This window comes from Mesorhizobium marinum, from assembly GCF_040813675.1.
Taxonomy (GTDB): domain Bacteria; phylum Pseudomonadota; class Alphaproteobacteria; order Rhizobiales; family Rhizobiaceae; genus Mesorhizobium_K; species Mesorhizobium_K marinum.
The window spans coordinates 94,520-114,913 of record NZ_JBFOCI010000007.1 but is presented as its reverse complement, the minus strand read 5'-3'; the positions used below and the strand labels follow the sequence as shown (position 1 = coordinate 114,913).

At 66.8% G+C, this 20,394-nt stretch carries 25 protein-coding genes; 9 read left to right on the top strand and 16 right to left on the bottom strand.

The window, feature by feature from the left end:
* Positions 1-288: 288 nt before the first annotated feature.
* The 4 genes from ldtR to ABUE31_RS19760 all read right to left on the bottom strand — a co-directional run bounded on the left by ldtR (position 289) and on the right by ABUE31_RS19760 (position 2,877).
* On the bottom strand, positions 289-804 hold the full coding sequence (gene ldtR / locus ABUE31_RS19775; RefSeq protein ID WP_367725458.1) for a transcriptional regulator LdtR: 516 nt from the start codon (positions 802-804) through the stop codon (positions 289-291).
* Positions 805-967: 163 nt separating this feature from the next.
* Positions 968-1,393, bottom strand: a complete 426-nt coding sequence (locus ABUE31_RS19770; protein ID WP_367725457.1) for a DUF6163 family protein — start codon at positions 1,391-1,393, stop codon at positions 968-970.
* Entirely contained in the window at positions 1,390-2,433 is a 1,044-nt protein-coding gene (locus ABUE31_RS19765; RefSeq protein WP_367725456.1) for an enoyl-CoA hydratase/isomerase family protein, read from the bottom strand. The genes ABUE31_RS19770 and ABUE31_RS19765 overlap by 4 nt, the downstream gene beginning before the upstream one ends.
* Before the next feature lie 96 nt (positions 2,434-2,529).
* Complete coding sequence (locus ABUE31_RS19760; protein WP_367725455.1) at positions 2,530-2,877, bottom strand: VOC family protein; 348 nt, start codon at positions 2,875-2,877, stop codon at positions 2,530-2,532.
* A 137-nt stretch (positions 2,878-3,014) separates the two neighbouring features.
* On the opposite strand from ABUE31_RS19760, the gene hemB reads away from it, so the two are divergent.
* The 3 genes from hemB to ABUE31_RS19745 all read left to right on the top strand — a co-directional run bounded on the left by hemB (position 3,015) and on the right by ABUE31_RS19745 (position 6,295).
* Positions 3,015-4,046, top strand: a complete 1,032-nt coding sequence (gene hemB, locus ABUE31_RS19755) for a porphobilinogen synthase (protein WP_367725454.1) — start codon at positions 3,015-3,017, stop codon at positions 4,044-4,046.
* A gap of 30 nt (positions 4,047-4,076) precedes the next feature.
* Positions 4,077-4,430 carry a DUF423 domain-containing protein gene (locus ABUE31_RS19750; RefSeq protein WP_367725453.1) on the top strand — a complete coding sequence of 118 codons (354 nt, stop codon included), beginning with the start codon at positions 4,077-4,079 and terminating at the stop codon, positions 4,428-4,430.
* An 89-nt stretch (positions 4,431-4,519) separates the two neighbouring features.
* On the top strand, positions 4,520-6,295 hold the full coding sequence (locus ABUE31_RS19745) for an SLC13 family permease (protein ID WP_367725452.1): 1,776 nt from the start codon (positions 4,520-4,522) through the stop codon (positions 6,293-6,295).
* A 4-nt stretch (positions 6,296-6,299) separates the two neighbouring features.
* On the opposite strand, the gene ABUE31_RS19740 is transcribed toward ABUE31_RS19745, so the two are convergent.
* Complete coding sequence (locus ABUE31_RS19740; RefSeq protein ID WP_367725451.1) at positions 6,300-6,995, bottom strand: DUF2270 domain-containing protein; 696 nt, start codon at positions 6,993-6,995, stop codon at positions 6,300-6,302.
* Between the two features lie 99 nt (positions 6,996-7,094).
* On the bottom strand, positions 7,095-7,298 hold the full coding sequence (locus ABUE31_RS19735; protein WP_367725450.1) for a hypothetical protein: 204 nt from the start codon (positions 7,296-7,298) through the stop codon (positions 7,095-7,097).
* A 60-nt stretch (positions 7,299-7,358) separates the two neighbouring features.
* Between ABUE31_RS19735 and ABUE31_RS19730 the strand changes: the two genes are divergently transcribed.
* On the top strand, positions 7,359-8,429 hold the full coding sequence (locus ABUE31_RS19730) for a LacI family DNA-binding transcriptional regulator (RefSeq protein WP_367725449.1): 1,071 nt from the start codon (positions 7,359-7,361) through the stop codon (positions 8,427-8,429).
* Here the strand turns inward: ABUE31_RS19730 and ABUE31_RS19725 are convergent.
* Both ABUE31_RS19725 and ABUE31_RS19720 read right to left on the bottom strand, forming a co-directional pair.
* A complete protein-coding gene (locus tag ABUE31_RS19725) occupies positions 8,426-8,923 on the bottom strand; it encodes a VOC family protein (protein ID WP_367725448.1) in 498 nt (165 codons plus the stop codon). The genes ABUE31_RS19730 and ABUE31_RS19725 overlap by 4 nt on opposite strands.
* Before the next feature lie 25 nt (positions 8,924-8,948).
* On the bottom strand, positions 8,949-9,377 hold the full coding sequence (locus tag ABUE31_RS19720; protein ID WP_367725447.1) for a VOC family protein: 429 nt from the start codon (positions 9,375-9,377) through the stop codon (positions 8,949-8,951).
* A gap of 138 nt (positions 9,378-9,515) precedes the next feature.
* On the opposite strand from ABUE31_RS19720, the gene ABUE31_RS19715 reads away from it, so the two are divergent.
* The 3 genes from ABUE31_RS19715 (at position 9,516) to ABUE31_RS19705 (ending at position 11,954) form a co-directional block, all read left to right on the top strand.
* Positions 9,516-10,031 (top strand): RDD family protein, encoded by a 516-nt coding sequence (locus ABUE31_RS19715; protein ID WP_437344163.1) that lies wholly within the window; start codon positions 9,516-9,518, stop codon positions 10,029-10,031.
* 138 nt (positions 10,032-10,169) lie between these two features.
* Positions 10,170-10,922 carry an arginyltransferase gene (locus tag ABUE31_RS19710; protein WP_367725445.1) on the top strand — a complete coding sequence of 251 codons (753 nt, stop codon included), beginning with the start codon at positions 10,170-10,172 and terminating at the stop codon, positions 10,920-10,922.
* A 132-nt stretch (positions 10,923-11,054) separates the two neighbouring features.
* Entirely contained in the window at positions 11,055-11,954 is a 900-nt protein-coding gene (locus ABUE31_RS19705) for a DMT family transporter (protein WP_367725444.1), read from the top strand.
* A 7-nt stretch (positions 11,955-11,961) separates the two neighbouring features.
* On the opposite strand, the gene ABUE31_RS19700 is transcribed toward ABUE31_RS19705, so the two are convergent.
* Both ABUE31_RS19700 and ABUE31_RS19695 read right to left on the bottom strand, forming a co-directional pair.
* Positions 11,962-12,450, bottom strand: a complete 489-nt coding sequence (locus tag ABUE31_RS19700) for a CAP domain-containing protein (RefSeq protein WP_367725443.1) — start codon at positions 12,448-12,450, stop codon at positions 11,962-11,964.
* A gap of 31 nt (positions 12,451-12,481) precedes the next feature.
* The gene (locus ABUE31_RS19695; protein ID WP_367725442.1) at positions 12,482-13,711 is read right to left on the bottom strand and encodes an AI-2E family transporter; all 1,230 of its coding nucleotides are present in this window, start codon (positions 13,709-13,711) and stop codon (positions 12,482-12,484) included.
* A gap of 189 nt (positions 13,712-13,900) precedes the next feature.
* Here ABUE31_RS19695 and ABUE31_RS19690 point away from each other — a divergent pair, with 189 nt between their 5' ends.
* Positions 13,901-14,179, top strand: coding sequence for an acylphosphatase (locus ABUE31_RS19690; RefSeq protein WP_367725441.1), 279 nt, complete (start codon positions 13,901-13,903; stop codon positions 14,177-14,179).
* Positions 14,180-14,196: 17 nt separating this feature from the next.
* Here the strand turns inward: ABUE31_RS19690 and ABUE31_RS19685 are convergent, their stop codons facing one another.
* Complete coding sequence (locus ABUE31_RS19685) at positions 14,197-15,018, bottom strand: DsbA family protein (protein ID WP_367725439.1); 822 nt, start codon at positions 15,016-15,018, stop codon at positions 14,197-14,199.
* Between the two features lie 59 nt (positions 15,019-15,077).
* A complete protein-coding gene (locus ABUE31_RS19680) occupies positions 15,078-16,472 on the bottom strand; it encodes a M48 family metalloprotease (protein ID WP_367725438.1) in 1,395 nt (464 codons plus the stop codon).
* A gap of 125 nt (positions 16,473-16,597) precedes the next feature.
* Here ABUE31_RS19680 and ABUE31_RS19675 point away from each other — a divergent pair, with 125 nt between their 5' ends.
* Complete coding sequence (locus tag ABUE31_RS19675; RefSeq protein WP_367725437.1) at positions 16,598-17,746, top strand: pyridoxal phosphate-dependent aminotransferase; 1,149 nt, start codon at positions 16,598-16,600, stop codon at positions 17,744-17,746.
* Between the two features lie 16 nt (positions 17,747-17,762).
* On the opposite strand, the gene ABUE31_RS19670 is transcribed toward ABUE31_RS19675, so the two are convergent.
* The 4 genes from ABUE31_RS19670 to ABUE31_RS19655 all read right to left on the bottom strand — a co-directional run bounded on the left by ABUE31_RS19670 (position 17,763) and on the right by ABUE31_RS19655 (position 20,388).
* Positions 17,763-18,011 carry a ParB N-terminal domain-containing protein gene (locus ABUE31_RS19670; protein ID WP_367725436.1) on the bottom strand — a complete coding sequence of 83 codons (249 nt, stop codon included), beginning with the start codon at positions 18,009-18,011 and terminating at the stop codon, positions 17,763-17,765.
* Between the two features lie 70 nt (positions 18,012-18,081).
* Positions 18,082-19,134 carry an aldo/keto reductase gene (locus ABUE31_RS19665; RefSeq protein WP_367725435.1) on the bottom strand — a complete coding sequence of 351 codons (1,053 nt, stop codon included), beginning with the start codon at positions 19,132-19,134 and terminating at the stop codon, positions 18,082-18,084.
* A 101-nt stretch (positions 19,135-19,235) separates the two neighbouring features.
* Complete coding sequence (locus ABUE31_RS19660; RefSeq protein WP_367725434.1) at positions 19,236-19,814, bottom strand: hypothetical protein; 579 nt, start codon at positions 19,812-19,814, stop codon at positions 19,236-19,238.
* A gap of 79 nt (positions 19,815-19,893) precedes the next feature.
* On the bottom strand, positions 19,894-20,388 hold the full coding sequence (locus tag ABUE31_RS19655; protein WP_367725590.1) for a DUF1993 domain-containing protein: 495 nt from the start codon (positions 20,386-20,388) through the stop codon (positions 19,894-19,896).
* Between the last annotated feature and the right edge of the window lie 6 nt (positions 20,389-20,394).

Here is a 20,394-nt window from a genome sequence, read left to right as displayed (position 1 = left end):
TCGCGGATACTCGTCTCGTCATTGCTGGGCCACGGGCCCGTCGCCCGAAAGTCTATGGGGCTATGCTTAACAATTAGCCACCATCACGATCGCAGCCGGCCGATGCATCGGCCGGCGCTCCGACTGCGTAGGGTGTATCCGGGGTGTCGGATGACCCGTCCCTGGACCGGTAATCCATCGGAATATGGCGGCAGCATGGCCTTGGCCACACACGAGAGCGTGAAATCCGAAATGGCGGACGGCCGCCGCCCCTCCGGGCAGCGGCCGTTCAGCAGCCTGTCGAAGCGACTACATGCGGTAGGCGATGCTGTCGTTCCAGAACCGGTCGAGCCTCTGCAGCGCGCGGTTCATCTGCTTGAATTCGTCCTGGTTGATGCCGCCGACCTGCTCGATCGAGCCGATGTGGCGCTCGTAGAGGCCGCCGACCACTTCCGCCACTTCCTGCCCCTTCGGCGTCAGGCTGACGCGAACAGAGCGGCGGTCGATGCGCGACCGCTGGTGGTTGATGAAGCCGAGATCGACCAGCTTCTTCAGGTTGTAGGAGACGTTCGAGCCGAGATAGTAGCCGCGCGAGCGCAGTTCGCCGGCGGTCAGTTCGGCATTGCCGATGTTGAACAGCAGCAGCGCCTGGATGGCGTTGATGTCCGAGCGGCCGTTGCGGTCGAACTCGTCCTTGATGACGTCCAGCAGGCGCCGGTGCAGCCGTTCCACAAGCTGGAGCGATTCCAGGTAGAGCGAGCGGATCGCCTCGCGGCGATCGTCGGAAACGGTGGCGGTCTTCGCCGCCTGACGCGAATTGATCATGGTCTTGCCTCTCGTTTGTCGCCCGGTGATTGTTTTGTTTCTCACCTTGGTCGCGACACTATCGAATGCGCATAAAATTCGACTTAAACGCCAAGACTAACAAGGGGTTAAGCCGAATAGGTTTGGCAAGACGCTTAATGAACGGTCACCCGCGGAGCTAAAATTAACCGTATTGCTCCGCCTTGCGGTGCTGCCAGTGAATGAGCACCCGGAAGGCCGTGTAGAGCAGCGCAACCACGAGATGGCTGACGACGATCAGTTCCCGATGTCCGTAGAGACTGGGAAACACGAGATACATGACGGTCTCGGTGACCGCGCAGATCGCCCAGATCACCGGCCCCCAGGACGACAGCATCCAAAGGCCTATCGCCGCGAAGGGAAAGAAGACCGCCAGCGTCACCGCGGCGATCTGCCAGTGCACCGGCATCAGGTCGAAGCGCCACAGCGGCCCCTCGTAAAAGCCGATCAGCCGCACCCAGTAGAGGATGCCGAACAGCAGGCAGTAGCCGGCGATCAGGCGCTGGAACCAGACGAAGCCAGATTCCGCCAGCGTCGGCCGCATCATGCCGCGGTCTGCAAGATCGCTCATGGCGCGAGATCCCCGCCCGGCAGCGGCGCGAAGAACGCATCGACGACCTGTGCGCTGACGTCGGCAAGCCGCGCCGGCTCCCAGCGTGGCGGCGAGCCCTTTTCGACCAGGGCGGCGCGGATTCCCTCGTAGAGGTCATGGCTTTCCAGCATCCGGTTGAGGATGCGGAATTCCATCTTCATGCATTCGTCCATCGACATCGTCGACCCGATGGACATTTCGCGGAACGCCACGTGCAGGCTGGTCGGCGAGCGCGAGCGCAGCGTAGCCAGCGTCGCCGCACAGAACTCGTCGTCGTCGGCCGCCCGCTCCAGGCTGGTGAAGACGTCCGGCAGCGACCCCAGCGAGAAATGCCGTGCGATCGCATGCAGCGCCGCCTCGTCGGTCTTGCGCGGCGCCGCCCTGAAGAACTCGCGCAGCTCCGTGCCCGGATCGCCGCTTTCGGCGATCTCGTCGACCAGGGCCGGCAAGTAGGCGGCCTCGACCGTATGCGTCGCGATGCCCGACCACAGGGCGTCCCCGTGGCCGATCTTGTTGCCGGTCAGCCCGAGATAGATGCCGAAGCACCCGCCCAGATTGGGCAGCACGTAGCTTGCGCCGACATCGGGAAAGAAGCCGATGCCGACCTCCGGCATGGCGAAGACGGCGTTTTCCGTCATCACGCGGTGCGAGCCATGCGCGGAGATGCCCATGCCGCCGCCCATGCAGATGCCGTCGATCAGCGAGACGTAGGGTTTTGGGAAGCGGTTGATCTGGGCGTTGAGCCGGTATTCGTCGGCGAAGAACTCGGTCAGCCGGCGCCCCTCCTGGCGAGCCCGGTAGACGTCCATGATGTCGCCGCCGGCGCAGAACGCGCGGCCTTCGGCCTTCAGGATGACGACCCGCACCGCCACGTCGTCCGCCCATGCGGTCAGCGCCGCGCTCAGTGCCCGCACCATCTGGTGGGTCAGGGCGTTCAGCGCGGTCGGCCGCGTCAGCGTGACGATTCCAGCGACGCCGTGCCGCTCGAACCGGATCTGATCGCCGCCCCCGAAATCCATCCTGCCAGAATCCCTCCCCCGGTCCACCCCGGGACTGAAGTGCTAAAGGCTGGCGGATGGGCGCGTCAATGCCGGGTCGCCCGAGTTGGCCGGCTTCTAGTGGGAAAGTATGTTGACGATCCTGCCGAACGGGTCGCGGACGAAGAATCGCCGGACGCCCCAGGGCTCGGCGGTCAGCGCATAGGTAACCTCGAAGCCCGCTGCGACGGCACGCGCGTGGACCGCATCGACGTCGTCCACCTCGATGGAAAGGTCGGGAACCGGCGTCCCGGAGCCGCCTTCGCTGGCGAAGCTCAACTGCGGCGGAGCCTTGCCATTGCCGGCCAGGGTGAGGATCCAGCCCTGGTCCATGACGACCTCGAGACCCAGCAGCCCCTCATAGAAGACGCGGGCGCGGCCGGGATCTGGCGTGGCGATGTTGGCGACGATGCGTCTTACGGTCATGGTTGCTCCTTGCGCGGCTTGGTCACGGCCCGCCCGCCGGCCTGGGCGGCCGACCGGGCCGCCCACCCTCCTCCAAATCGCCGCATTGGTCATCACCGGCCGGCGTGGTAAAAGCCGCCCTACCCGGAGACCAGCACATGAACAAGTTCACCCCTCCCCGCCAGGCCACGGCGCGCACGGTCGACGAAATCACCGGCTCGCGCCGGCTGCGCCGCATGCGCAAGGCCGACTGGTCGCGCCGCCTCGTGCAGGAGAATCGCCTGACCGTCGACGACCTCATCTGGCCGATCTTCGTGATGGAGGGCGAGAACCGGCGCGAGGAAATCGCGGCGATGCCAGGCGTCTTCCGCATCACCGCCGACCTCGCCGCCATCGAGGCGGAAAGGGCCGCCCGGCTTGGCATTCCGGCGATCGCCACCTTCCCGAACGTCGATATCCAGCGGCGCGACGAGACCGGCTCGCACATCCTCGACGCCGACAATCTCATCAACCGCACCACCCGCGCCATCAAGGCGGCGGCGCCCGAGGTCGGCGTGATCACCGACGTCGCGCTCGACCCGTTCACCAGCCATGGCCATGACGGCATCCTGCGCGACGGCATCATCGTCAACGACGAGACGGTCGCCCAGGTCGCCGCCGCCGCGGTGCTGCAGGCGCAGGCGGGCGCCGACATCATCGCGCCCTCCGACATGATGGACGGGCGCATCGGCGCCATCCGCGACCAGCTCGACGCCGCCGGCTACCAGGACGTCGCCATCATGTCCTACGCCACCAAGTTCGCGTCGGCCTTCTATGGTCCGTACCGCGAGGCGATCGGCACGCAGGGCCTGCTCAAGGGCGACAAGAAGACCTACTATCTCGACCACGCCAATTCCGACGAGGCCGTCCGCGAGGCCGAGCAGGATCTGGCCGAAGGCGCCGACATGCTGATGGTCAAGCCCGGCCTGCCCTATCTCGACATCATTTGCCGGCTGAAGGACGAATTCCGGATGCCGACCTTCGCCTACCAGGTGTCCGGCGAATATGCGATGATCGCCGCCGCCGCCCGCAACGGCTGGATCGACGGCGACAAGGCGATGCTGGAATCGCTGCTCGCCTTCAAGCGCGCTGGCTGCGACGGCATCCTGACCTATTTCGCGCCGAAGGTCGCCGAGATGCTGAAGGGGTAGACGTTTGCATTCCGATCGGTCACGCCGCCCATGCCCAACCGCCTGTTGATCTTTGCGGCAGGCGTCTGCGGCGCGGCAGGCGTCGGCCTGTCGGCCGTTGCCGCGCACGGCGGTTCACCCAACACGGCGAACGCCGCGACCTTGCTGGTGGTGCATGCCCCGGTCTTCATGGTCGCCGGCATGGTCGACTTCAACGCCGTGCTGCGCTGGTCCGCCGCCATCCTCTTCGTCGGGCTCGCCCTATTCGCCTCCGACATGATCAGCCGCGACTATTTCGACACGCGGCTGTTCGCCATGGCCGCGCCGACAGGCGGCCTGCTGATGATCGTCGGCTGGGTCGGCATCGCCCTGGCCGCGCTTTTCCCGCGCCGCCTGTTCGGCTAGGGCGGCCGGAGTTCACGTCGGCAAACCGACGCCGGCAGGGAAACAATCCGCCCGTTGCGCGTTTCTAGGCGCGCCAACCAAGAGTGCCCATGCTCACATTGCCCCAGATTCTCTCGTTTTCCGTCATCGTCCTGATGATGGCGGCGTTCGTGTGGGGCCGGCTGCGCTATGATCTCATCGCAGCACTCGCGCTGCTCGCCGCGCTCGCCGTCGGCGTGGTTCCGCTCGACGAGGCCTTTTCCGGCTTCAGCAACGACATCGTCATCATCGTCGGCAGCGCGCTGCTGGTCAGCGCCGGCGTCGCGCGCAGCGGCATCATGGAGTACGTCCTCAACCGATACCTGCCGGAACTGACGTCCGTGCGCGCACAACTGGCGATCCTGGTGATCGTCGTTGCTGTGCTGTCCGCCTTCGTCAAGAACATCGGCGCGCTGGCGATCATGATCCCGATCGCCTTCAAGTTCGGCGAGCGCTCCAAGGTCTCGCCGTCGACCTTTCTCATGCCGATGGCGTTCGCCTCGCTGCTCGGCGGGCTGATGACGCAGATCGGGACGTCGCCCAACGTTGTCGTCTCGAGCCTGCGCCAGGACCTGACCGGCGAGCCCTTCACCATGTTCGATTTCACGCCGGTCGGGCTGGCGCTCACCGCCGCCGGCTGCATCTTCCTCATCCTGTTCTACTGGATCCTGCCGCAGCGCACCCGCAAGGATGCCGCGCTCAGCGAAGCGCTGGACATCAAGAACTACGTCGCCGAAGCAAGGGTCGTCGAAGGGTCCACCATCGTCGGCAAGACGGTCGCCGACCTGCTCAAGATCACCGGCGCCGACGTCGCCGTCACGTCGATCATCCGGTCCGACAGCCTGCGCATCACGCCGCTTCCCGACGCGGTGCTGCATGTCGGCGACACGCTGCTGGTCGAGGGCGACCACGAGTCGCTGGACAGCATGGTGGCGCAGACCAAGCTCAGCATCAGCGGCGACCGCAAGGTCGCCGAGGGCGGCGGCGTCGAGACCATCGCGACCGAGGCGGTCATCGGCGAGAGCTCCAGCCTCGTCGGCTGGTCGGCGCAGGACCTGCTCCTCTACGACCGCTTCAACATCAACCTGCTTGCGGTCAGCCGGACCAACGAACGCCTCGACCAGAAGGTGAGCAGCGTCCGGCTGCGGGTCGGCGACGTCGTCGTTCTGCAGGGCAGCGAACTCAACCTGCCGCAGTTTCTTCGCGACTTCGGCCTGCTGCCGCTTGTCGAGCGCTCGGTGAGGCTCGGCAGCGTGCGGCGCGGCGTCGTTCCCGTGCTGATCCTGGTCGCCGCCATGGGCGCGACAGCACTCGGCCTCGTGCCGGTGCAGATCGCCTTCTTCGCGGCGGCCGTGGCGATGCTATTGTTCCGGGTCGTCCCGGTCCGCGAGTTCTACGCGTCCATCGACGGGCCGATCCTGGTCATGCTGGCCGCCCTCATCCCGGTCAGCGATTCGCTGCGCAGCACCGGCGCGACAGACGTCATCGCGGGCGTGCTGGCCGACCTCGGTGGCGCGCTGCCCGGCTACGGCGCGCTGGCGCTCATCCTGGTCGCCGCCATGGCGGTGACGCCGTTCCTCAACAACGCCGCCACCGTGCTGGTGATGGCGCCGATCGCCGCCGGCTTCGCCGCGACGCTCGGCTACCGGCCGGAAGCCTTCCTGATGGCGGTGGCAATCGGCGCCGGCTCCGACTTCCTGACGCCGATCGGCCACCAGAGCAACACGCTGGTCATGGGACCGGGCGGCTACCGCTTCTCGGACTACCCCAGGCTCGGCCTGCCGCTGTCCGTCCTCGTCGTCGTCGTCGCGGTTCCCGCGCTCCTGCTGGTGTGGCCGCTGACCTGACCGGTCAGACGTGCACGTCGCCTTCCGAGATGTCGGTGTCGGTGCGTCCGAACGCGAAGGCGGAAACCAGCAGCGCGAGGTAGAACGTCGCCGTCATCGCCACCACCAGCCATCCCGGCAGCGGGCCCAGCGTCGCGTTCTTCACGCTTTCGGCCGCCGAGTGCACGAGGCCGGCGCCGGCGGTCGCTTGCTGCAGGCTCGGCGTCGAGATCTTCAGCACCCAGGCGATGACCAGGATCGTGAACATGTGGATGTAGTTGCGGCGCAGCCTGCGGGCGAAGGCGGTGCCGTGCGAGACGTGGAACCGCGGCGTGCGCAGGCTTTCGCCCACGATGGCCAGCCAGTTCGCCGCATGGTCCTCCTGCGGCGAGAATATCTGCGCGAAATAGTGCCGCTCGAACTGCCGGACGCGGGCCCGGTAGACGTCGAAGAAGCGATAGCGTCGCGCCTCGATCCACAGCAGCAAAAGCACCAGCAGCATCGCGAAGATCAGCACGCCGTGATGCGCGCTCGACGTCGAGAGCGACACAGACAGCATCGCCGCGACGACCGTGATCGCCCAGTTCGTGGTGCGGTCGATGCGGTCGCGCCACCCGGCCATGCGGGCGATCTCGGCACGGTGGAAATGCGAAACGGTGGTGACGAACTCGTTGGCCGAAAGCGGCCCCTGGCGCATCTGGCGTGGCAGTTCGTTGTCCATGGCCTGTCGCCGGCCCGCCCGGCGGGCCGTCCTCCCGCCCTGCATCTAGGCCCAATTCGCTGCGGGATGAAAGCGGTCTTGTCTCGTCAGCCCGCGGCGCTAGCGCTTTTCGTTGCCCCCGCGCCGGCGCGGCAGGCGCCAGAACGGGCGCTCGCGCCTTTGCCGCTCGGGGCGTTCCGGCACGGGGTGGATCCCCCAGTATTTGCGCATGATTTCGTCGAACAGGAAATTGACGGGGTGCATCGCGGCTCTCGCATCTTGAATCGATTCAATTTTAGCGCTGAAAAAGACCGCGTCAAGCAAATTTGAACCGATCCAATCACAGTGCTATGGTCCGGTCGGGCAAGGCTGACGGTGGTTCAGGTGGGATCGAAGACCAAACCGGTAAGGCTGGCGGATGTCGCCAGGGCGGCGGGCGTTTCGCACGGCACCGCCTCGAACGTGTTCTCCCGGCCGGAGGTCGTCCGCGACGAGGTGCGCGAACGCGTCATGGCCGCGGCCGAAACGCTTGGCTACGCCGGGCCGGACCCGCGTGGCCGCATGCTGCGCGCCGGCAAGGTCAATGCGATCGGCGTCGCCACCGCCGAGCCCCTCTCCTATTTCTTCGACGACCCGTTCGCGCGCGCGGTCATGTCGGGCGTCAGCGAGGCCTGCGACAGGACCGGCGCCGGCATCTCGCTGGTCTCGGCCGCCAATGGCGAACAGCTGGCCTGGAACGTGCGGAGCGCGCTGGTGGACGGCTTCGTCGTGTTCTGCCTCGAAGACGGATCGCGCCTGGTCGACCTGGCCCGCGAGCGCGGCCTTCCCTTCGTCGCGCTCAGTTTCGGCCAGGACGACCCGACGATCGCCGCGCTCGGCGTCGACGACGTCGCCGGCGCGCGCCTCGCCGCCCGCCACCTCACCGGCCTCGGCCACCGGCGCATCGCCATCCTGTCGCTCGAGTTCGACGCCGGCGGACACGGCCCCGCAACCCGCGAGAAGGCGCGAACGGCCGCCTACTCGGCCACCCGGGACCGTATCGCGGGCTATTTCGAGGCAATCTTGGAGGCCGGCATCGATCCGGCGTCGGTGCCCATCTACGAGACGCTCAACGACGAGGCGACCACGCAGGCCGGCCTCGACCATTTCTTCTCGGTGGCCAATCCGCCGAGCGCCGTCCTCTGCATGTCCGACAGGATGGCGCTGGTCGCGCTGGACTGGCTCGCCCGGCGCGGCCTTTCGGTGCCGGGCGACGTCTCGGTCGTCGGTTTCGACGGCGTCGCCGAAGGCGCCGTGGCGCAGCCGCCGCTCACCACGGTTGCCCAGCCGATGGCGGCGATGGGCCGCCGGGCTGTGGAGATGATCCTGGCCTTCGACGGCCGGATCCGCCGCGAGACAATGGACATCGAACTGGTCGTCCGGGCCTCGACGGCTCCGCCGCGCGCCGGCGTCTAGGCGGCCTTTGCGCCTTCATAGGCCCGCCTCAGCGGCTCGACCTCGAGCTTGACCATCTTCATCATCGCATCGGCCACGCGCTTGGCGCGTGCCGGATCCTTGTCCTTCATCATCTCCATGAACTCGATCGGGACGATCTGCCAGGACACCCCGTAGCGGTCCTTCAGCCAGCCGCAGGCCTCATAGGTCCCGCCCTCGCCGAGCGCGTCCCAGAGCCGGTCGACCTCGGCCTGGTCGGTGCAGTTGATGACGAAGGACACCGAATGGTTGAACGTGTCCATCGGGCCGGCTTCCATGGCGTTGAACTTGACGCCGCCGAGCGTGAACTCGATGACCTTGACCGGGCCGGACGGGCCATTCTCGGCATCGGGCGACAGCCTCCAGACATTGTCCAGGCTCGAATTCGCGACAAGCGACACATAGAGGCGAACCGCCTCCTCGGCGTCCTTGCCGTACCACAGGAAGGGAACGACTTTCGAAAGCGTGACGGTCATGGCTTTGTCCTCCTTGTTTGCGTGTTCAGGCGGCGGCGGTCTGGCCGCCGGCGGTGGCAGCCTCGACATCCATCCAGACGATCTCCCAGATATGGCCGTCCGGGTCCTCAAAGCTGCGGCCGTACATGAAGCCGTAATCCTGGGTCGGCGTCGGATCGAGTACGCCTCCGGCAGCCTTGGCCTTGCCGACCAGCGCATCGACGCCGTCGCGGCTGTCGGCGGACAGCGCGATCAGCACCTCGCTGCTGGTCCTCGCGTCGACGATCGTCTTGGACGTGAACTGCGCATATTTCTCGTTCGTCAGCAGCATCACGAAGATGGTCTCGGAAATGACCATGCAGGATGCGGTGTCGTCGCTGAACTGGGGGTTCTTCTCGGCCCCGACGGACTCGTAGAACGCCGTCGAGCGCGCCAGGTTGGCGACCGGCAGGTTCACGAAGATCATTTTCGGCATGACGTTTCTCCATTGCGTTCGCCCATAGGACGAACTGGGGCGCGCGAAATCGACATCAACCCCAAACTTTTTTGACAGCGCATGTCGGGAGGCCAGCGGGCGTGGCCGACCCGCTTGAAACGGAGGGCGCCCTTCACCATGTTTCCCGGGCAGGCGCGAACTGCCTGCGCCTTGGAGCGACGTGTGAACACTGGAATCCTGAACGGCGAGATCATCGCCACCCGCCTCGACGACGTGCGCGCCTATGACGGCGTGCGCACGAGGCGCATCATGGCCTTTCTGCTGGACTACCTGATCGTCGCCATCCTGCTCATCCCGTTCGCCATCCTCGTCGCGGTTCTTGGCCTGCTGACCTTCGGCCTCGGCTGGGCGCTGTTCGGCATCCTGGGGCCGGCTGTCGCGCTGATCTACATCTGGAACACGCTCGGCGGACCCAACCAGGCCACCATTGGCATGCGCATGGCCGGCATCCGGCTCGACCGTCTCGACGGCCGCCCCGTCGACGGCATGCTCGCCGTCGTGCATTCGGTGCTGTTCTGGGCCGCCAATGTCGTGCTGACGCCGCTCGTCCTGCTCGTCTCGCTCTTCGCCGACCGCAAGCGCACGCTGCACGACCTGCTGCTCGGCACAGCCGTCACGCGCGCCGATCGTTAGCCACGCGTCCTGTCTCATGCTTGACCGCCGCGGCGGGGCTGGCGCATCATCGCCTGCACAATCCAGTTGAATTTTCTGCCGCGCGCTTCAAGGTAGAGAGATTCGCAGGGAGCAGCTTCAGGACCCTTCAGCCACGCGATGACGCAGCACCCGACACAGTCGCCGCAGTTCTTTCTGACCGCGCCGTCGCCTTGTCCTTATCTTGACGGCCAGTTCGAACGGAAGGTCTTCACCCATCTTGTCGGCGACAAGGCGCCGGAGATGAATGACCTGCTGACGCAGGGCGGCTTCCGCCGTTCCCAGAACATCGCCTACCGCCCGGCCTGCGAGAGCTGCCGCGCCTGCATCTCGGTCCGCATCCTCGCCGACGAGTTCAGGCCGACGCGCAACATGCGCCGCGTCGCCCAGCGCAATTCGGACCTGATCGGCGAAATGCACGACGCACAGCCATCGACCGAGCAATACTCGCTGTTCCGCACCTATCTCGACGCTCGCCACCGCAAGGGCGGCATGTCGGACATGACCGTGCTCGACTACGCGATGATGGTCGAGGACACCCATGTCGACACCAAGGTGATCGAGTACCGCAAGCGCGGCCCCGACACTTTTGTCACCGGCCGCGGCGTCGGCGAACTCATCGCCGTCGCCCTCACCGACCGCATGGCCGACGGCCTGTCGATGGTCTACTCCTATTTCAATCCGGAGTTCGAGGATCGCTCGCTGGGCACTTTCATGATCCTCGACCACATCGAGCGGGCGCGCGCGGCCGGGCTTCCGCATGTCTATCTCGGCTACTGGGTGAACGGCTCGCGCAAGATGGACTACAAGGTCCGCTTCCTCCCGCAGGAGCATCTCGGTCCCAAGGGCTGGGACCGCTACGAGCCGGCCTAGCCTCGCTGGCCGCACGCCGGCCTCCCCGTGGAGCAAGCCTCGACGACGATTTCCAACTAGGCCTGTGCATTCATGCGCCCCTTCGCCGGACAGGGGCTTCCAGCCGCATCTGCCCGGAGCAGCCCCCATCTCATGCCAGCGCTTTCGACCGACCACCGCAAGGGGCTTCTCATCACGGGTATCGGCGGACTCGCGCTGACGATCGACATCCCGCTCCTCAAGCTCGCCGACGGCGAGGCTTGGTCGGTCCTGCTGCTGCGCACCGGCGTCACCCTGCTCGCCGCGCTGGTGATCTGGGCGGTCTGGCGCCTTGTCACGCCGAACGCGCCGAAGCTGGTGCCCGGCCGCAAGGGGCTGATGGTCGCCGGGCTCTACGGGCTGGGATCGATCTTCTTCGTCTCGGCCGTCTACAACACGACGACGGCGAACCTTGTCTTCATCCTTGCCTTCAACTCGATGTTCGCAGCGCTGCTTTCCTGGATCTTCCTCGGCGAGCGACCGCGCGCGGGAACGCTGCTCGCCATGGCCGTCATGGTCATGGGTATCCTGATCATCGTCTGGGATTCGGTCGGCGCCGGAAACCTACTGGGCGACCTGCTGGCGGCCGCGTCGGCACTCACCATCGCCTCTGCCATCACCATTTCGCGGGCCAGCGGCGAGGACATGGGATTCGCCGCGCTGGTCGGCGTGGTCCTGCCGCTCGGGGTCGCCGCCGTCATGGTCGGCAGCGTCGGCTTCCACGTCGAGCAGCCCTGGTGGATCGTTCTCAACGGCGCGATCATCATGCCGCTCTCGTTCTTCTGCCTTGCCACCGGTCCGCGCTACATCACCGGGCCGGAAGTCGCGATGTTCTACCTCCTGGAAACGGTGCTCGCGCCGGTCTGGATGTGGCTGATCTTCCTGGAGAAGCCGTCCGGCAACGCCTTGGTCGGCGGCGTCATCCTCGTCGTCGCGCTCGTCGCGCATTCGGTATGGCAGCTGATGGAAGGCAGGCGGCGGCGCGCCGCGGCGGCGATCAGCCAACCCGCCTGAGGAGGCCTCAGCGACCGAGGACCAGCGCCCAGTACTTGCGCCCCTGCGCGTCCTGCGCCGAGGCAAGGCCGTAGTGCGAGAAGCGCGGATCAAGCATGTTGCGCCGATGGCCTGCCGAGTTCATCCACATCGAGAACAGCTTTTCGGTGCTCATCCTGCCGAAGGCGACATTCTCGGCAGCGGCGCCCTCGATGCCGTTCTCGCGCATGCGCGTCCTGAAATCCTTGCCCCAGCCCGTGCGGTGCGTCATCGAGGCAGCACTCGCCATGTATCCGGCCTGCTGGGCGGCGGCGCGCTCCAGCCGCGCGTCCGGCTGCAGGGGCCCAAGCCCGTGCTCCGAACGGATCGCCGCGAGAGACGTCGCGCCGGACGACGACGCGCCGACGCCGGGACCGGCTCCGCCGCCGCCCATGGATTGGCAGCCCGCCAGGGCGAGCAGGCACATCAGGGCAAGGGCGCCGGCCGTCCGGCGCCGGTATGGCGCACTGTCTGTCATGGTTTCCTGAACCGTCTCCGCGCCGCCACTTTCAACCGGAATGTGGCATTTGCCGGGCGCGCTTGGGCGCCGGCTCGGCCGCGACAGCCGATCGCGGCTCGGCGGCGGCTATGTCCGCCTCGTCCGGTGCGGCGGCCGGACTGGCCGAGGTATCGACCTCGTGCAGCCATTCGCGCCAGATCGACACCAGGATCGCCATCAGCACCGGGCCGATGAAGAGGCCGAGCAGGCCCATCGTCTTCACGCCCCCTATCAGGCCAAAGAAGGTCGGCAGGAAGGGCAGCTTGATCGGCCCTCCCACGAGTCTCGGCCGCAGCGTCTTGTCGACGATGAAGAGCTCGATCGAACCCCACAGGAACAGCGCCACGCCCGCGACCGGCGACCCGGACGCCACGAGGTAGATCGACACCAGCGTGAACGAAAGCGGCGCGCCGCCCGGAATGAGCGCCATCAGCCCGGTCAGCGCGCCAAGCGTCACCGGCGACGGAACGCCGGCGATCCAGTAGGCGATGCCGAGCACCACGCCCTCGCCGATGGCGATCAGCGTCATGCCCGTCACGGTGGAGCTTATGGTCGCTGGCACGACGCGCGAAATCCGCTCCCAGCGCATCGGCAGGATGCGCTCGCCGAGGCGATCGAGCTGCGCGGCGAACGTCTCGCCGTCGCGATAGGTGAAGAACAGGGCGATCAGCATGAAGAGCAGCGTCAGGAGCAGGCCGAACGCGCTGCCGCCGGCCGCCACCACGCCGCGATAAATGCTGCCGATGTTGGCGCCGCTGAACAGCTGGATCACCTCGCCGATCCCGCCGGGATGCGCGAGATGGGTCGTCCACTGCAGGTCGAGCCATTCGCCGACAATGGGCAGGTCGGCGATCCACAGCGGCGTCGGCGCGCCGTCGCGGTTGGTTTCCAGCGCCCAGCCCACCCATTCCCGGACTTCGGTGATCGCATAACTGCTGGCCAGCATGATCGGCACGATCAGGAACGCAAGGATGAAGAGCAGCGCGATGCTCGCCGCGACGGTGCGGCTGCCGCCGACGGCGTCGAGCAGCCTGCGGTAGAGCGGCCAGCTCGCGAAGGCGATCACCAGCGCCGCCAGCACCGGAACGATGAAGCCGTGGAAGAAATACACGCCCGCCGCGATCACCAGCAGCAGCAGCCAGCGCGCCGCCGAGAGCGGGGCGATCACCGCCGTGCGCGGCGCCGACGCGCCGAACAGCGGGCGTTCTCGTTCGACGGCTCGTATCTTCGGTTCGTTCAAGTGCTTTGTTCCCAGCGCCGCCACCCATAGTGCATATTCTTCGCGACACGCAAATGGCGGTTTTCGCCCGAGCGCGGTCCGCGCGGCTGCATTTCCGGGTTACGCAACGGCAGGAAAGGCCGGTTCGGCGCGCATGATCTCGGGGTATGCTAGTCTCGGCGGCAGGCCCCGGCTCGAAAGGATCGATCGATGACCGAAAGGGCAGTCCTCGTATCCATCCGCGGTCGCGTGCAGGGCGTCGGCTACCGCATGTGGACGGCGCGGCAGGCCCGTGCGCTCGGGCTTCGCGGCTGGGTGAGGAACGAGCCGGACGGCTCGGTCGCCGCGCTGGTCGGCGGCGCCGACGCCGCCGTGCAGGAGATGCTCGACCTGTTCTGGATCGGCCCGTCGGCGGCGCATGTCGCCCGGGTCGAGGCTTGTCCGGCGGACCATGACGGCCTGCCGGACGACTTCAGCCAGCTGCGATAGGCAGGGCCCGCCGGCGATCAGTTCGCGGCGGCGTCGAATTCGCCGGCGCGCGCCTCGGCGATCTTCTGCGCCAGCACCTCGTGTCCGAGCGCGCCGAACACCACCTCGCTGCCGACCACGTAGGACGGCGTCCCGGTGATCGCCAGGCGATTGGCCAGCTCGTAGGTCTTCTCGAAGGCCGCGGCGATTTCCGGGTTCTTCATTTCCTCGCGAAGCTTGCCCTCGTCGGCGCCGAGCGACAGCGCGATCTTCATCGCCGTCGCTTCGGTGGCGCGGCCGGGCGCGCCGAGAAGCTGGTTGTGGAAGTCGCCGTACTTCTCCGGCATCAGGGCGCGGAAGGCCATCGAGACGACATGCGCCTTGGACGAATCCGGGCCGAGGATCGGGAATTCCTTGAGCACGAAGCGAAGGTCGGGATCGGCTGCCGTCAGCGTCAGCATGTCTTCCTGCGCGCGTTTGCAGTAGCCGCAGTTGTAGTCGTAGAACTCGACGATCGTGGTCTTGCCGTCCGGGTTGCCGACGATGCCGTCATAGGAGGCATTGAAGATGTCGGCCTTGGCTGCCTTGATGACCTCGAGGTTGGCGACGCGCTGCTCCTCGCGCTGCTTGGTCTCCAGCGCCTGCTGCATCTCGATCAGGATTTCGGGGTTTTCCAGCAGGTAGCCGCGGATGATCGTCTCGACCTGCGAACGGTCGACCGTTCCGTCGGCCGACGCAAGCGTCAGCGCCTGCGCGTCCGTCGCGTTCGCGACATCGGGCCGCCCGGCCACATAACCTACCGCCAGCATTCCCAGGGAAACCGCAAGGGCCGTCCCGCCAAGCCAAACCGCGTTTCTCATCGTCGCTCGTCCTTTGTCCAGTTCTGTCCCGGCTCTGTCGCCGCGGGCGCCGGGAAGGTTCACTTCTTTTTCTTCGGCGCCTTGTAGTTGATGATGTCCTGCGCCCTCACCCAGGCCGGCTCGCCGCGCTTCAGCTTCTGCTGCGCGCGCATGGCGAAGATCTTCGCCTGCTGATAGTTACCGCTGTAATAATAGCCTTCCGCCGTCGCCAGTTCGGCTTCCGGCACCTGGCCCAGCTGGCCATAGGCCTGCGCAAGGTAGGAATAGCCGTTGAAGTTCTCCTTGTCGCGCGACAGGCCGTCATTGATTGCGGCCACCGCCTTCTTCAGCTGTTCCGGCTTGCCGGTCGCGATCAACGCCTGACCGTATTCGATCTTGATGATGCTCGACTTCGCCGGGTCGAGCTGGGCGGCGCGCGCGAAGGCTTCGGCGGCCTTTGCCGGCTGGTTGGCGCGCAGGAGCACGTCGCCGCGCAATTCGTGGAAATACGGATTGTCCGGCTGCTGCTTGATCAGCGCGTCCGCCTTCTTCAACGCGCTGCGGGGATTGCCGTTGATCATCGCCGACAGCGCTTCGCCATACTGTGCGGGCAGGCTGCCCGGCATCTTCTTGAACAGGCGCGATGCCGCCGCCTGCCCCTGCGTGTAGACCGCGATCTTGGCGCGCATCATGTCGTGGCGCAGCTGCAGCGCCGCCGTATCCTTGTTGCCGAAATGCGCGCTGGACTTGACCAGCGTCTCGAGGTTCGCGATGCGGTCGCGCGGCATCGGGTGACTGACCTTGTAGGGGTCGACCTTGGCGCCCGACAGCGAAAGGGCGCTCTGGAAGCGCTGGAAGGTCACGAGCATGCCGTTGCCGGACTGGCCGGTCGCCTCGAGATACTTGATCGCCGACTGGTCGGCGGCCGCCTCCTCGGCGCGCTGGTAGCTGAGCAGGCCGCGCCGCACGGCTTCGCCGCCGCCGGCCGCGATGCCGACGCCGGCCTGGGCCAGCCCGTCGGTGTTCGTCGCCGCGCCCGCCGCCACCGCGCCGACGCCGAGCAGCGAGGCGATCACCGCCATGGTCTGCGCGCGGGCAAGCTGGTCGCGCAGGCGCTCCTGGTGGCCGCCGGCGATATGGCCGGCCTCGTGCGCGATCACGCCGATGATCTCGTTCGGCGTCTCGGCCTGCAGCAGCGCGCCGGTGTGGATGAACATGCGCCGCCCGGCCACGAAGGCGTTGAAGCTCGGATTGTTGACGAGGATGATGTCGATGCCCGACTTCGAAAGTCCCGCCGCCTTGAAGATCGGCCGCGCATAGTCGCGCACCAGAGCCTCGATCTCGGCGTCGCGGACGATCGGCACCCTGCCCTGCGCGAACGCGGCCACCGATGCGGAGGCCACGATTGCGCCCGCAAGCGCGATAGCTCCGGCGGCTCGGGCAAGTCTGGTCAGCGGTCGAAGCGGTCCGGTCATGGCGGTCACGACAGGTAAACGAGCGAAGCGACGATGGAAAGGCGCAGCCTGAGTCATCATGAACTTGTGATCCCCATATCAATCAGGCATTTGTGCGGCGCAACCGGCCAGGGAACAGGCAGAACATGGCGATAGCGATCTCGAGGCGCGGCGACGTCGAGCCGTTTCACGCAATGGACATTCTTGCCGAGGCCAACCGGCTCAAGGCGGCGGGAAAGCCGATCGTGTCCATGGCCGTCGGCCAGCCCTCCGACCCGGCGCCGCTCGCGGTCCGCGAGGCGGCGGCGACAGCGCTCGCCGGCGGCCGCATCGGCTATACCGACGCGCTCGGCCTTGCGCCGCTGCGCCAGGCGATCTCCGCGCACTACGCCGAACACTACGGCGTCGACGTGCCGGCCGCGCGAATCGCCGTGACGACAGGGTCCTCCGCAGCCTTCAACCTGGCCTTCCTCGCCATGTTCGATCCCGGCGACCGCGTCGCCATCGCCGCGCCCGGCTATCCGGCCTATCGCAACATCATGGCCGCGCTCGGCCTCGAGGTCGTCGAGATCGAGCTCGACGGCGCCGCCTACCTGCACCGCGAGCACCTGCGCGCCGCGCATGCGCAGAAGCCGCTGAAAGGGGTGCTCTTCGCCAGCCCGGCCAATCCGACCGGCGCGGTCATCCCGCAGGCCGACCTCAAGGCGCTGATCGAGGAAGCCGCATCGCTCGACGTCGCCGTGATCTCCGACGAGATCTACCACCGCCTCGCCTATTCGGCCCCCGACGTCACTGCGCTCGGCTTCGACCCCGACGTGACGGTCATCAACTCGTTTTCGAAATACTACTGCATGACCGGCTGGCGGATCGGCTGGATGGTGCTTCCCGAAAAGCTGGTGCGGCCGGTCGAGCGGATCGCCCAGAGCCTCTACATCTCCGCGCCGGAACTCTCGCAGGTCGCCGCGATCGAAGCCTTCGGCGCAACCGCCGAACTGGAGGCCGTCAAGGCGCGCTATGCCTGGAACCGCGAATTGCTGGCCGCCCGCCTGCCCGAACTCGGCTTTGCGCTCGCCGCGCCGATGGACGGCGCGTTCTACGCCTTCTGCGACGTCTCCAGGCTGACCAACGACAGCATGGCCTTTGCACGGCGCATGCTGGCCGAGGCGCATGTGGCGGCGACGCCCGGTCGCGACTTCGACCCGCTGGCCGGCCATCGCTACATGCGCTTCTCCTACGCTGGCAGCCACGACGACATGGAGACCGCGCTCGACCGCATCGCCCGCTGGCTGGGTTGACGGCGCGAATGCCCGGCTAATGCTTGCGCGCCTGCACGAGATAGGCGTCGATCTCGCTCTCGCCCAGCCATTTCATGGCTTCAAGGCGGTGCAGGCCCTCCACCAGGATATGTCGCTTGCCGTCGTGGCGGACCTGGATCGGCGTCTTCAGCCCGTTCTCGACGATGTCCTCAGCCAGGAGCCGCACCGTTTCGGGGTGCAGCGTCTTGCGGCGCGCGGTGGGAACATAGACCCCCTCGGTAGGCACCTTGATCACGCGCAGCATGCTGATGTCCCCTGCCTCGATTTGCCAAGGCATAGAGGCTTGCCGCGCCGGAGCCAAGTCCGGCGGCGGGCTATGGGCAGGGATTGCCAACGCGCTGGTGCACGGCGTCGACCGCGTCCTGCATCTCCTTGGTCCAGGCCACGTCGGCGGCCGCGAGCGCGGTTTCCAGATGCGCCATCGTCGTCGCCCCGATGATGCTCGATGCGACGAAGTCCTGGTTGAGCACGAAGGCGGCGGCAAACAGCGCCGGTTCCATGCCGAAGTCCTGCGCGAGCGCGCAATAGTCGGCGATGGCTTCCGCCGCGTTCGGCGTCTCGTAGCGCTGGCCCCGGTTGAACAGCGTCGAGCGCGCGCCTTCCGGCCTTGCGCCGTTCGCGTATTTGCCGGTGAGATAGCCCTGCCCGAGCGGCGAATAGGCCAGCAGCGCCACGTCCTCGCGTTCGCAGACCTCGGCGAGGTTCACCTCGAAGGTGCGGTTGACCAGATTGTAGGCGTTCTGGATCGACGCCACGCGCGGGCCGATGCCCTTGTCGGCCTCGGCGACGAACCGCATGACGCCCCAGGAGCTTTCGTTCGAGACGCCGAAATGGCGGATCTTTCCGGCCTTCACCAGTTCGTCCAGCGCGCCGAGCGTCTCCTCGATCGGCGTCTCGTCGTCGTAGCGGTCCGCCGGCCACTTGCCGTAGCGGGTCGGGTTCGATCCCCACATCACCTTCCGCTCGGGAAAATGCAGTTGGTAGAGGTCGATGTAGTCCGTCTGCAGGCGCTGCAGGGACTTGTCGATCGCATCGAATATGTCGGCCCGCACAAGCTTGGAGGGACGGCCCCCGCGGAACCATTCCATCTGCGTGCGGCCGACGACCTTGCTGGCGACGATGACGCGGTCGCGGTTGCCCCGCGCCTTCATCCAGTTGCCGACGATGCGCTCGGTGCTGCCCTGCGTCTCGGCTTTCGGGGGAATGGAATAGAGTTCGGCCGTATCGAGGAAGTTGACGCCCCGCGAAAACGCCAGGTCCATCTGCGCGAGGCCTTCGGCCTCGGTGTTCTGCTGCCCCCAGGTCATGGTTCCGAGGCAGATTCTCGAAACGGAGAGGTCGGTGCGACCGAGGCGTCGCATGTCCATGGTCGGCTCCTGAAGATTCGCGTGAGAGGTTCGGTCAGGGTGGTAGACCGTTTTTCCCGGGGATGGAACGCCTTGCCGGCAGATAAAACGCCGGCCTGCGCTCAGCGCCTCGCCTTGGCGAGCGCGCGGCGCTTGGCCTCGTCGATCAGCCCGTTCGCCACCTGCATGCGCTGCAGCGCGCGCTGCCTCAACTGCGGCGGAACGCGGTCCGGATGGTTCTTCAGCGCGAAGACGCGCCGCAGGCGGCCGAAGTCAGCCTCCGCCGCACCGTCCAGCCCGAGTTCGATCGCGATCGCCTCCGGTTCGGTCGAAAGCTCCTCCAGCGCCGGCATGTCGGCGCGCGCCGCCTCGCCCGCGTCGCCGGCCTCTTCGACGCCGACCGCTCCGAGCACTGCCCGCAGTTCCGCCTCTATGTCCTCGCTGGCGGCGCTGTATTCCGCCGCCGCGTCGCCAGGTGTCACCCGGATGCGGCCGGAATGCAGTTCTTCCGCGACGGCGAGATAGTCGAACGGAATGGTCGTCCGCGGGGGAGCGTCCGCCGGCTTTTCCGCTGCGACGAACAGGTCGTCCAGCAGGGACGCGAAGTCGCGGTTCTTCTTCGTGACAGCCTCCCTGCCTTGGCCGACCTTCTGGCGGACGGCGATTTTCGGGCACCCTAGCCGCAGTGCGTTAATATTCACTGGCCGGTTTGAGGCGCACTTTAGCGATGGGCGCGAAGGGTCGGCACGCGGCGGCGCCGGGCACCGTCGCGCGCGCTCGTCATTCGCGGCCGAGAAAATTCGCCTTGCCCAGGGGAACGCCGTTGTGGCGCAGGATGGCGTAGGCCGTGGTGACGTGGAAGTAGAAGTTCGGCATCGCCACGTCGAGCAGGTAGCGCAGGCCGGGCATCTGGATATCGTAGCTGCCGAGCTTCATCGCGATCGTCCGCTCGTCCGAGCCTTCGAAGTCGGCCGGCGTGAACGTCGCCAGGAGGTCGCGCGTCTTTGCCAGCCGCGCGTGCAGTTCGGCGAATGTCGTCTCGTTGTCCTCGTAGCGCGGCACCTCGCGCCCGGCCAGCCGGCAGGGCGCGCCCTTGGCGCTGTCGGTCGCGATCTGGACCTGGCTGGTCAGCGTCAGCATGTCGGGCGCGAGCCGCGCCGTCAGGAAGGTCTGCGGATCGATCTTGCGCTCGACGGCGTTCGCCTCCGCCTTGGCGAGCACGATGCCAAGCGCCTTCAGGCGCTCCGAAAAGACCGGAACGGATACGTCGTACATGGAAAT

What these genes read in the sequence shown, in the direction of transcription:
- ABUE31_RS19715 (WP_437344163.1), top strand. Translation starts at nt 9,516, where the DNA reads ATGTTTCCCGGGCAGGCGCGAACTGCCTGCGCCTTGGAGCGACGTGTG.
- ABUE31_RS19665 (WP_367725435.1), bottom strand. Translation starts at nt 19,134, where the DNA reads ATGGACATGCGACGCCTCGGTCGCACCGACCTCTCCGTTTCGAGAATC.
- ABUE31_RS19670 (WP_367725436.1), bottom strand. Translation starts at nt 18,011, where the DNA reads ATGCTGCGCGTGATCAAGGTGCCTACCGAGGGGGTCTATGTTCCCACC.
- ABUE31_RS19720 (WP_367725447.1), bottom strand. Translation starts at nt 9,377, where the DNA reads ATGCCGAAAATGATCTTCGTGAACCTGCCGGTCGCCAACCTGGCGCGC.
- hemB (WP_367725454.1), top strand. Translation starts at nt 3,015, where the DNA reads ATGAACAAGTTCACCCCTCCCCGCCAGGCCACGGCGCGCACGGTCGAC.
- ABUE31_RS19705 (WP_367725444.1), top strand. Translation starts at nt 11,055, where the DNA reads ATGCCAGCGCTTTCGACCGACCACCGCAAGGGGCTTCTCATCACGGGT.
- ABUE31_RS19680 (WP_367725438.1), bottom strand. Translation starts at nt 16,472, where the DNA reads ATGACCGGACCGCTTCGACCGCTGACCAGACTTGCCCGAGCCGCCGGA.
- ABUE31_RS19675 (WP_367725437.1), top strand. Translation starts at nt 16,598, where the DNA reads ATGGCGATAGCGATCTCGAGGCGCGGCGACGTCGAGCCGTTTCACGCA.
- ABUE31_RS19770 (WP_367725457.1), bottom strand. Translation starts at nt 1,393, where the DNA reads ATGAGCGATCTTGCAGACCGCGGCATGATGCGGCCGACGCTGGCGGAA.
- ABUE31_RS19685 (WP_367725439.1), bottom strand. Translation starts at nt 15,018, where the DNA reads ATGAGAAACGCGGTTTGGCTTGGCGGGACGGCCCTTGCGGTTTCCCTG.
- ABUE31_RS19765 (WP_367725456.1), bottom strand. Translation starts at nt 2,433, where the DNA reads ATGGATTTCGGGGGCGGCGATCAGATCCGGTTCGAGCGGCACGGCGTC.
- ABUE31_RS19750 (WP_367725453.1), top strand. Translation starts at nt 4,077, where the DNA reads ATGCCCAACCGCCTGTTGATCTTTGCGGCAGGCGTCTGCGGCGCGGCA.
- ABUE31_RS19690 (WP_367725441.1), top strand. Translation starts at nt 13,901, where the DNA reads ATGACCGAAAGGGCAGTCCTCGTATCCATCCGCGGTCGCGTGCAGGGC.
- ABUE31_RS19740 (WP_367725451.1), bottom strand. Translation starts at nt 6,995, where the DNA reads ATGGACAACGAACTGCCACGCCAGATGCGCCAGGGGCCGCTTTCGGCC.
- ABUE31_RS19745 (WP_367725452.1), top strand. Translation starts at nt 4,520, where the DNA reads ATGCTCACATTGCCCCAGATTCTCTCGTTTTCCGTCATCGTCCTGATG.
- ABUE31_RS19710 (WP_367725445.1), top strand. Translation starts at nt 10,170, where the DNA reads ATGACGCAGCACCCGACACAGTCGCCGCAGTTCTTTCTGACCGCGCCG.
- ABUE31_RS19760 (WP_367725455.1), bottom strand. Translation starts at nt 2,877, where the DNA reads ATGACCGTAAGACGCATCGTCGCCAACATCGCCACGCCAGATCCCGGC.
- ABUE31_RS19725 (WP_367725448.1), bottom strand. Translation starts at nt 8,923, where the DNA reads ATGACCGTCACGCTTTCGAAAGTCGTTCCCTTCCTGTGGTACGGCAAG.
- ABUE31_RS19700 (WP_367725443.1), bottom strand. Translation starts at nt 12,450, where the DNA reads ATGACAGACAGTGCGCCATACCGGCGCCGGACGGCCGGCGCCCTTGCC.
- ldtR (WP_367725458.1), bottom strand. Translation starts at nt 804, where the DNA reads ATGATCAATTCGCGTCAGGCGGCGAAGACCGCCACCGTTTCCGACGAT.
- ABUE31_RS19655 (WP_367725590.1), bottom strand. Translation starts at nt 20,388, where the DNA reads ATGTACGACGTATCCGTTCCGGTCTTTTCGGAGCGCCTGAAGGCGCTT.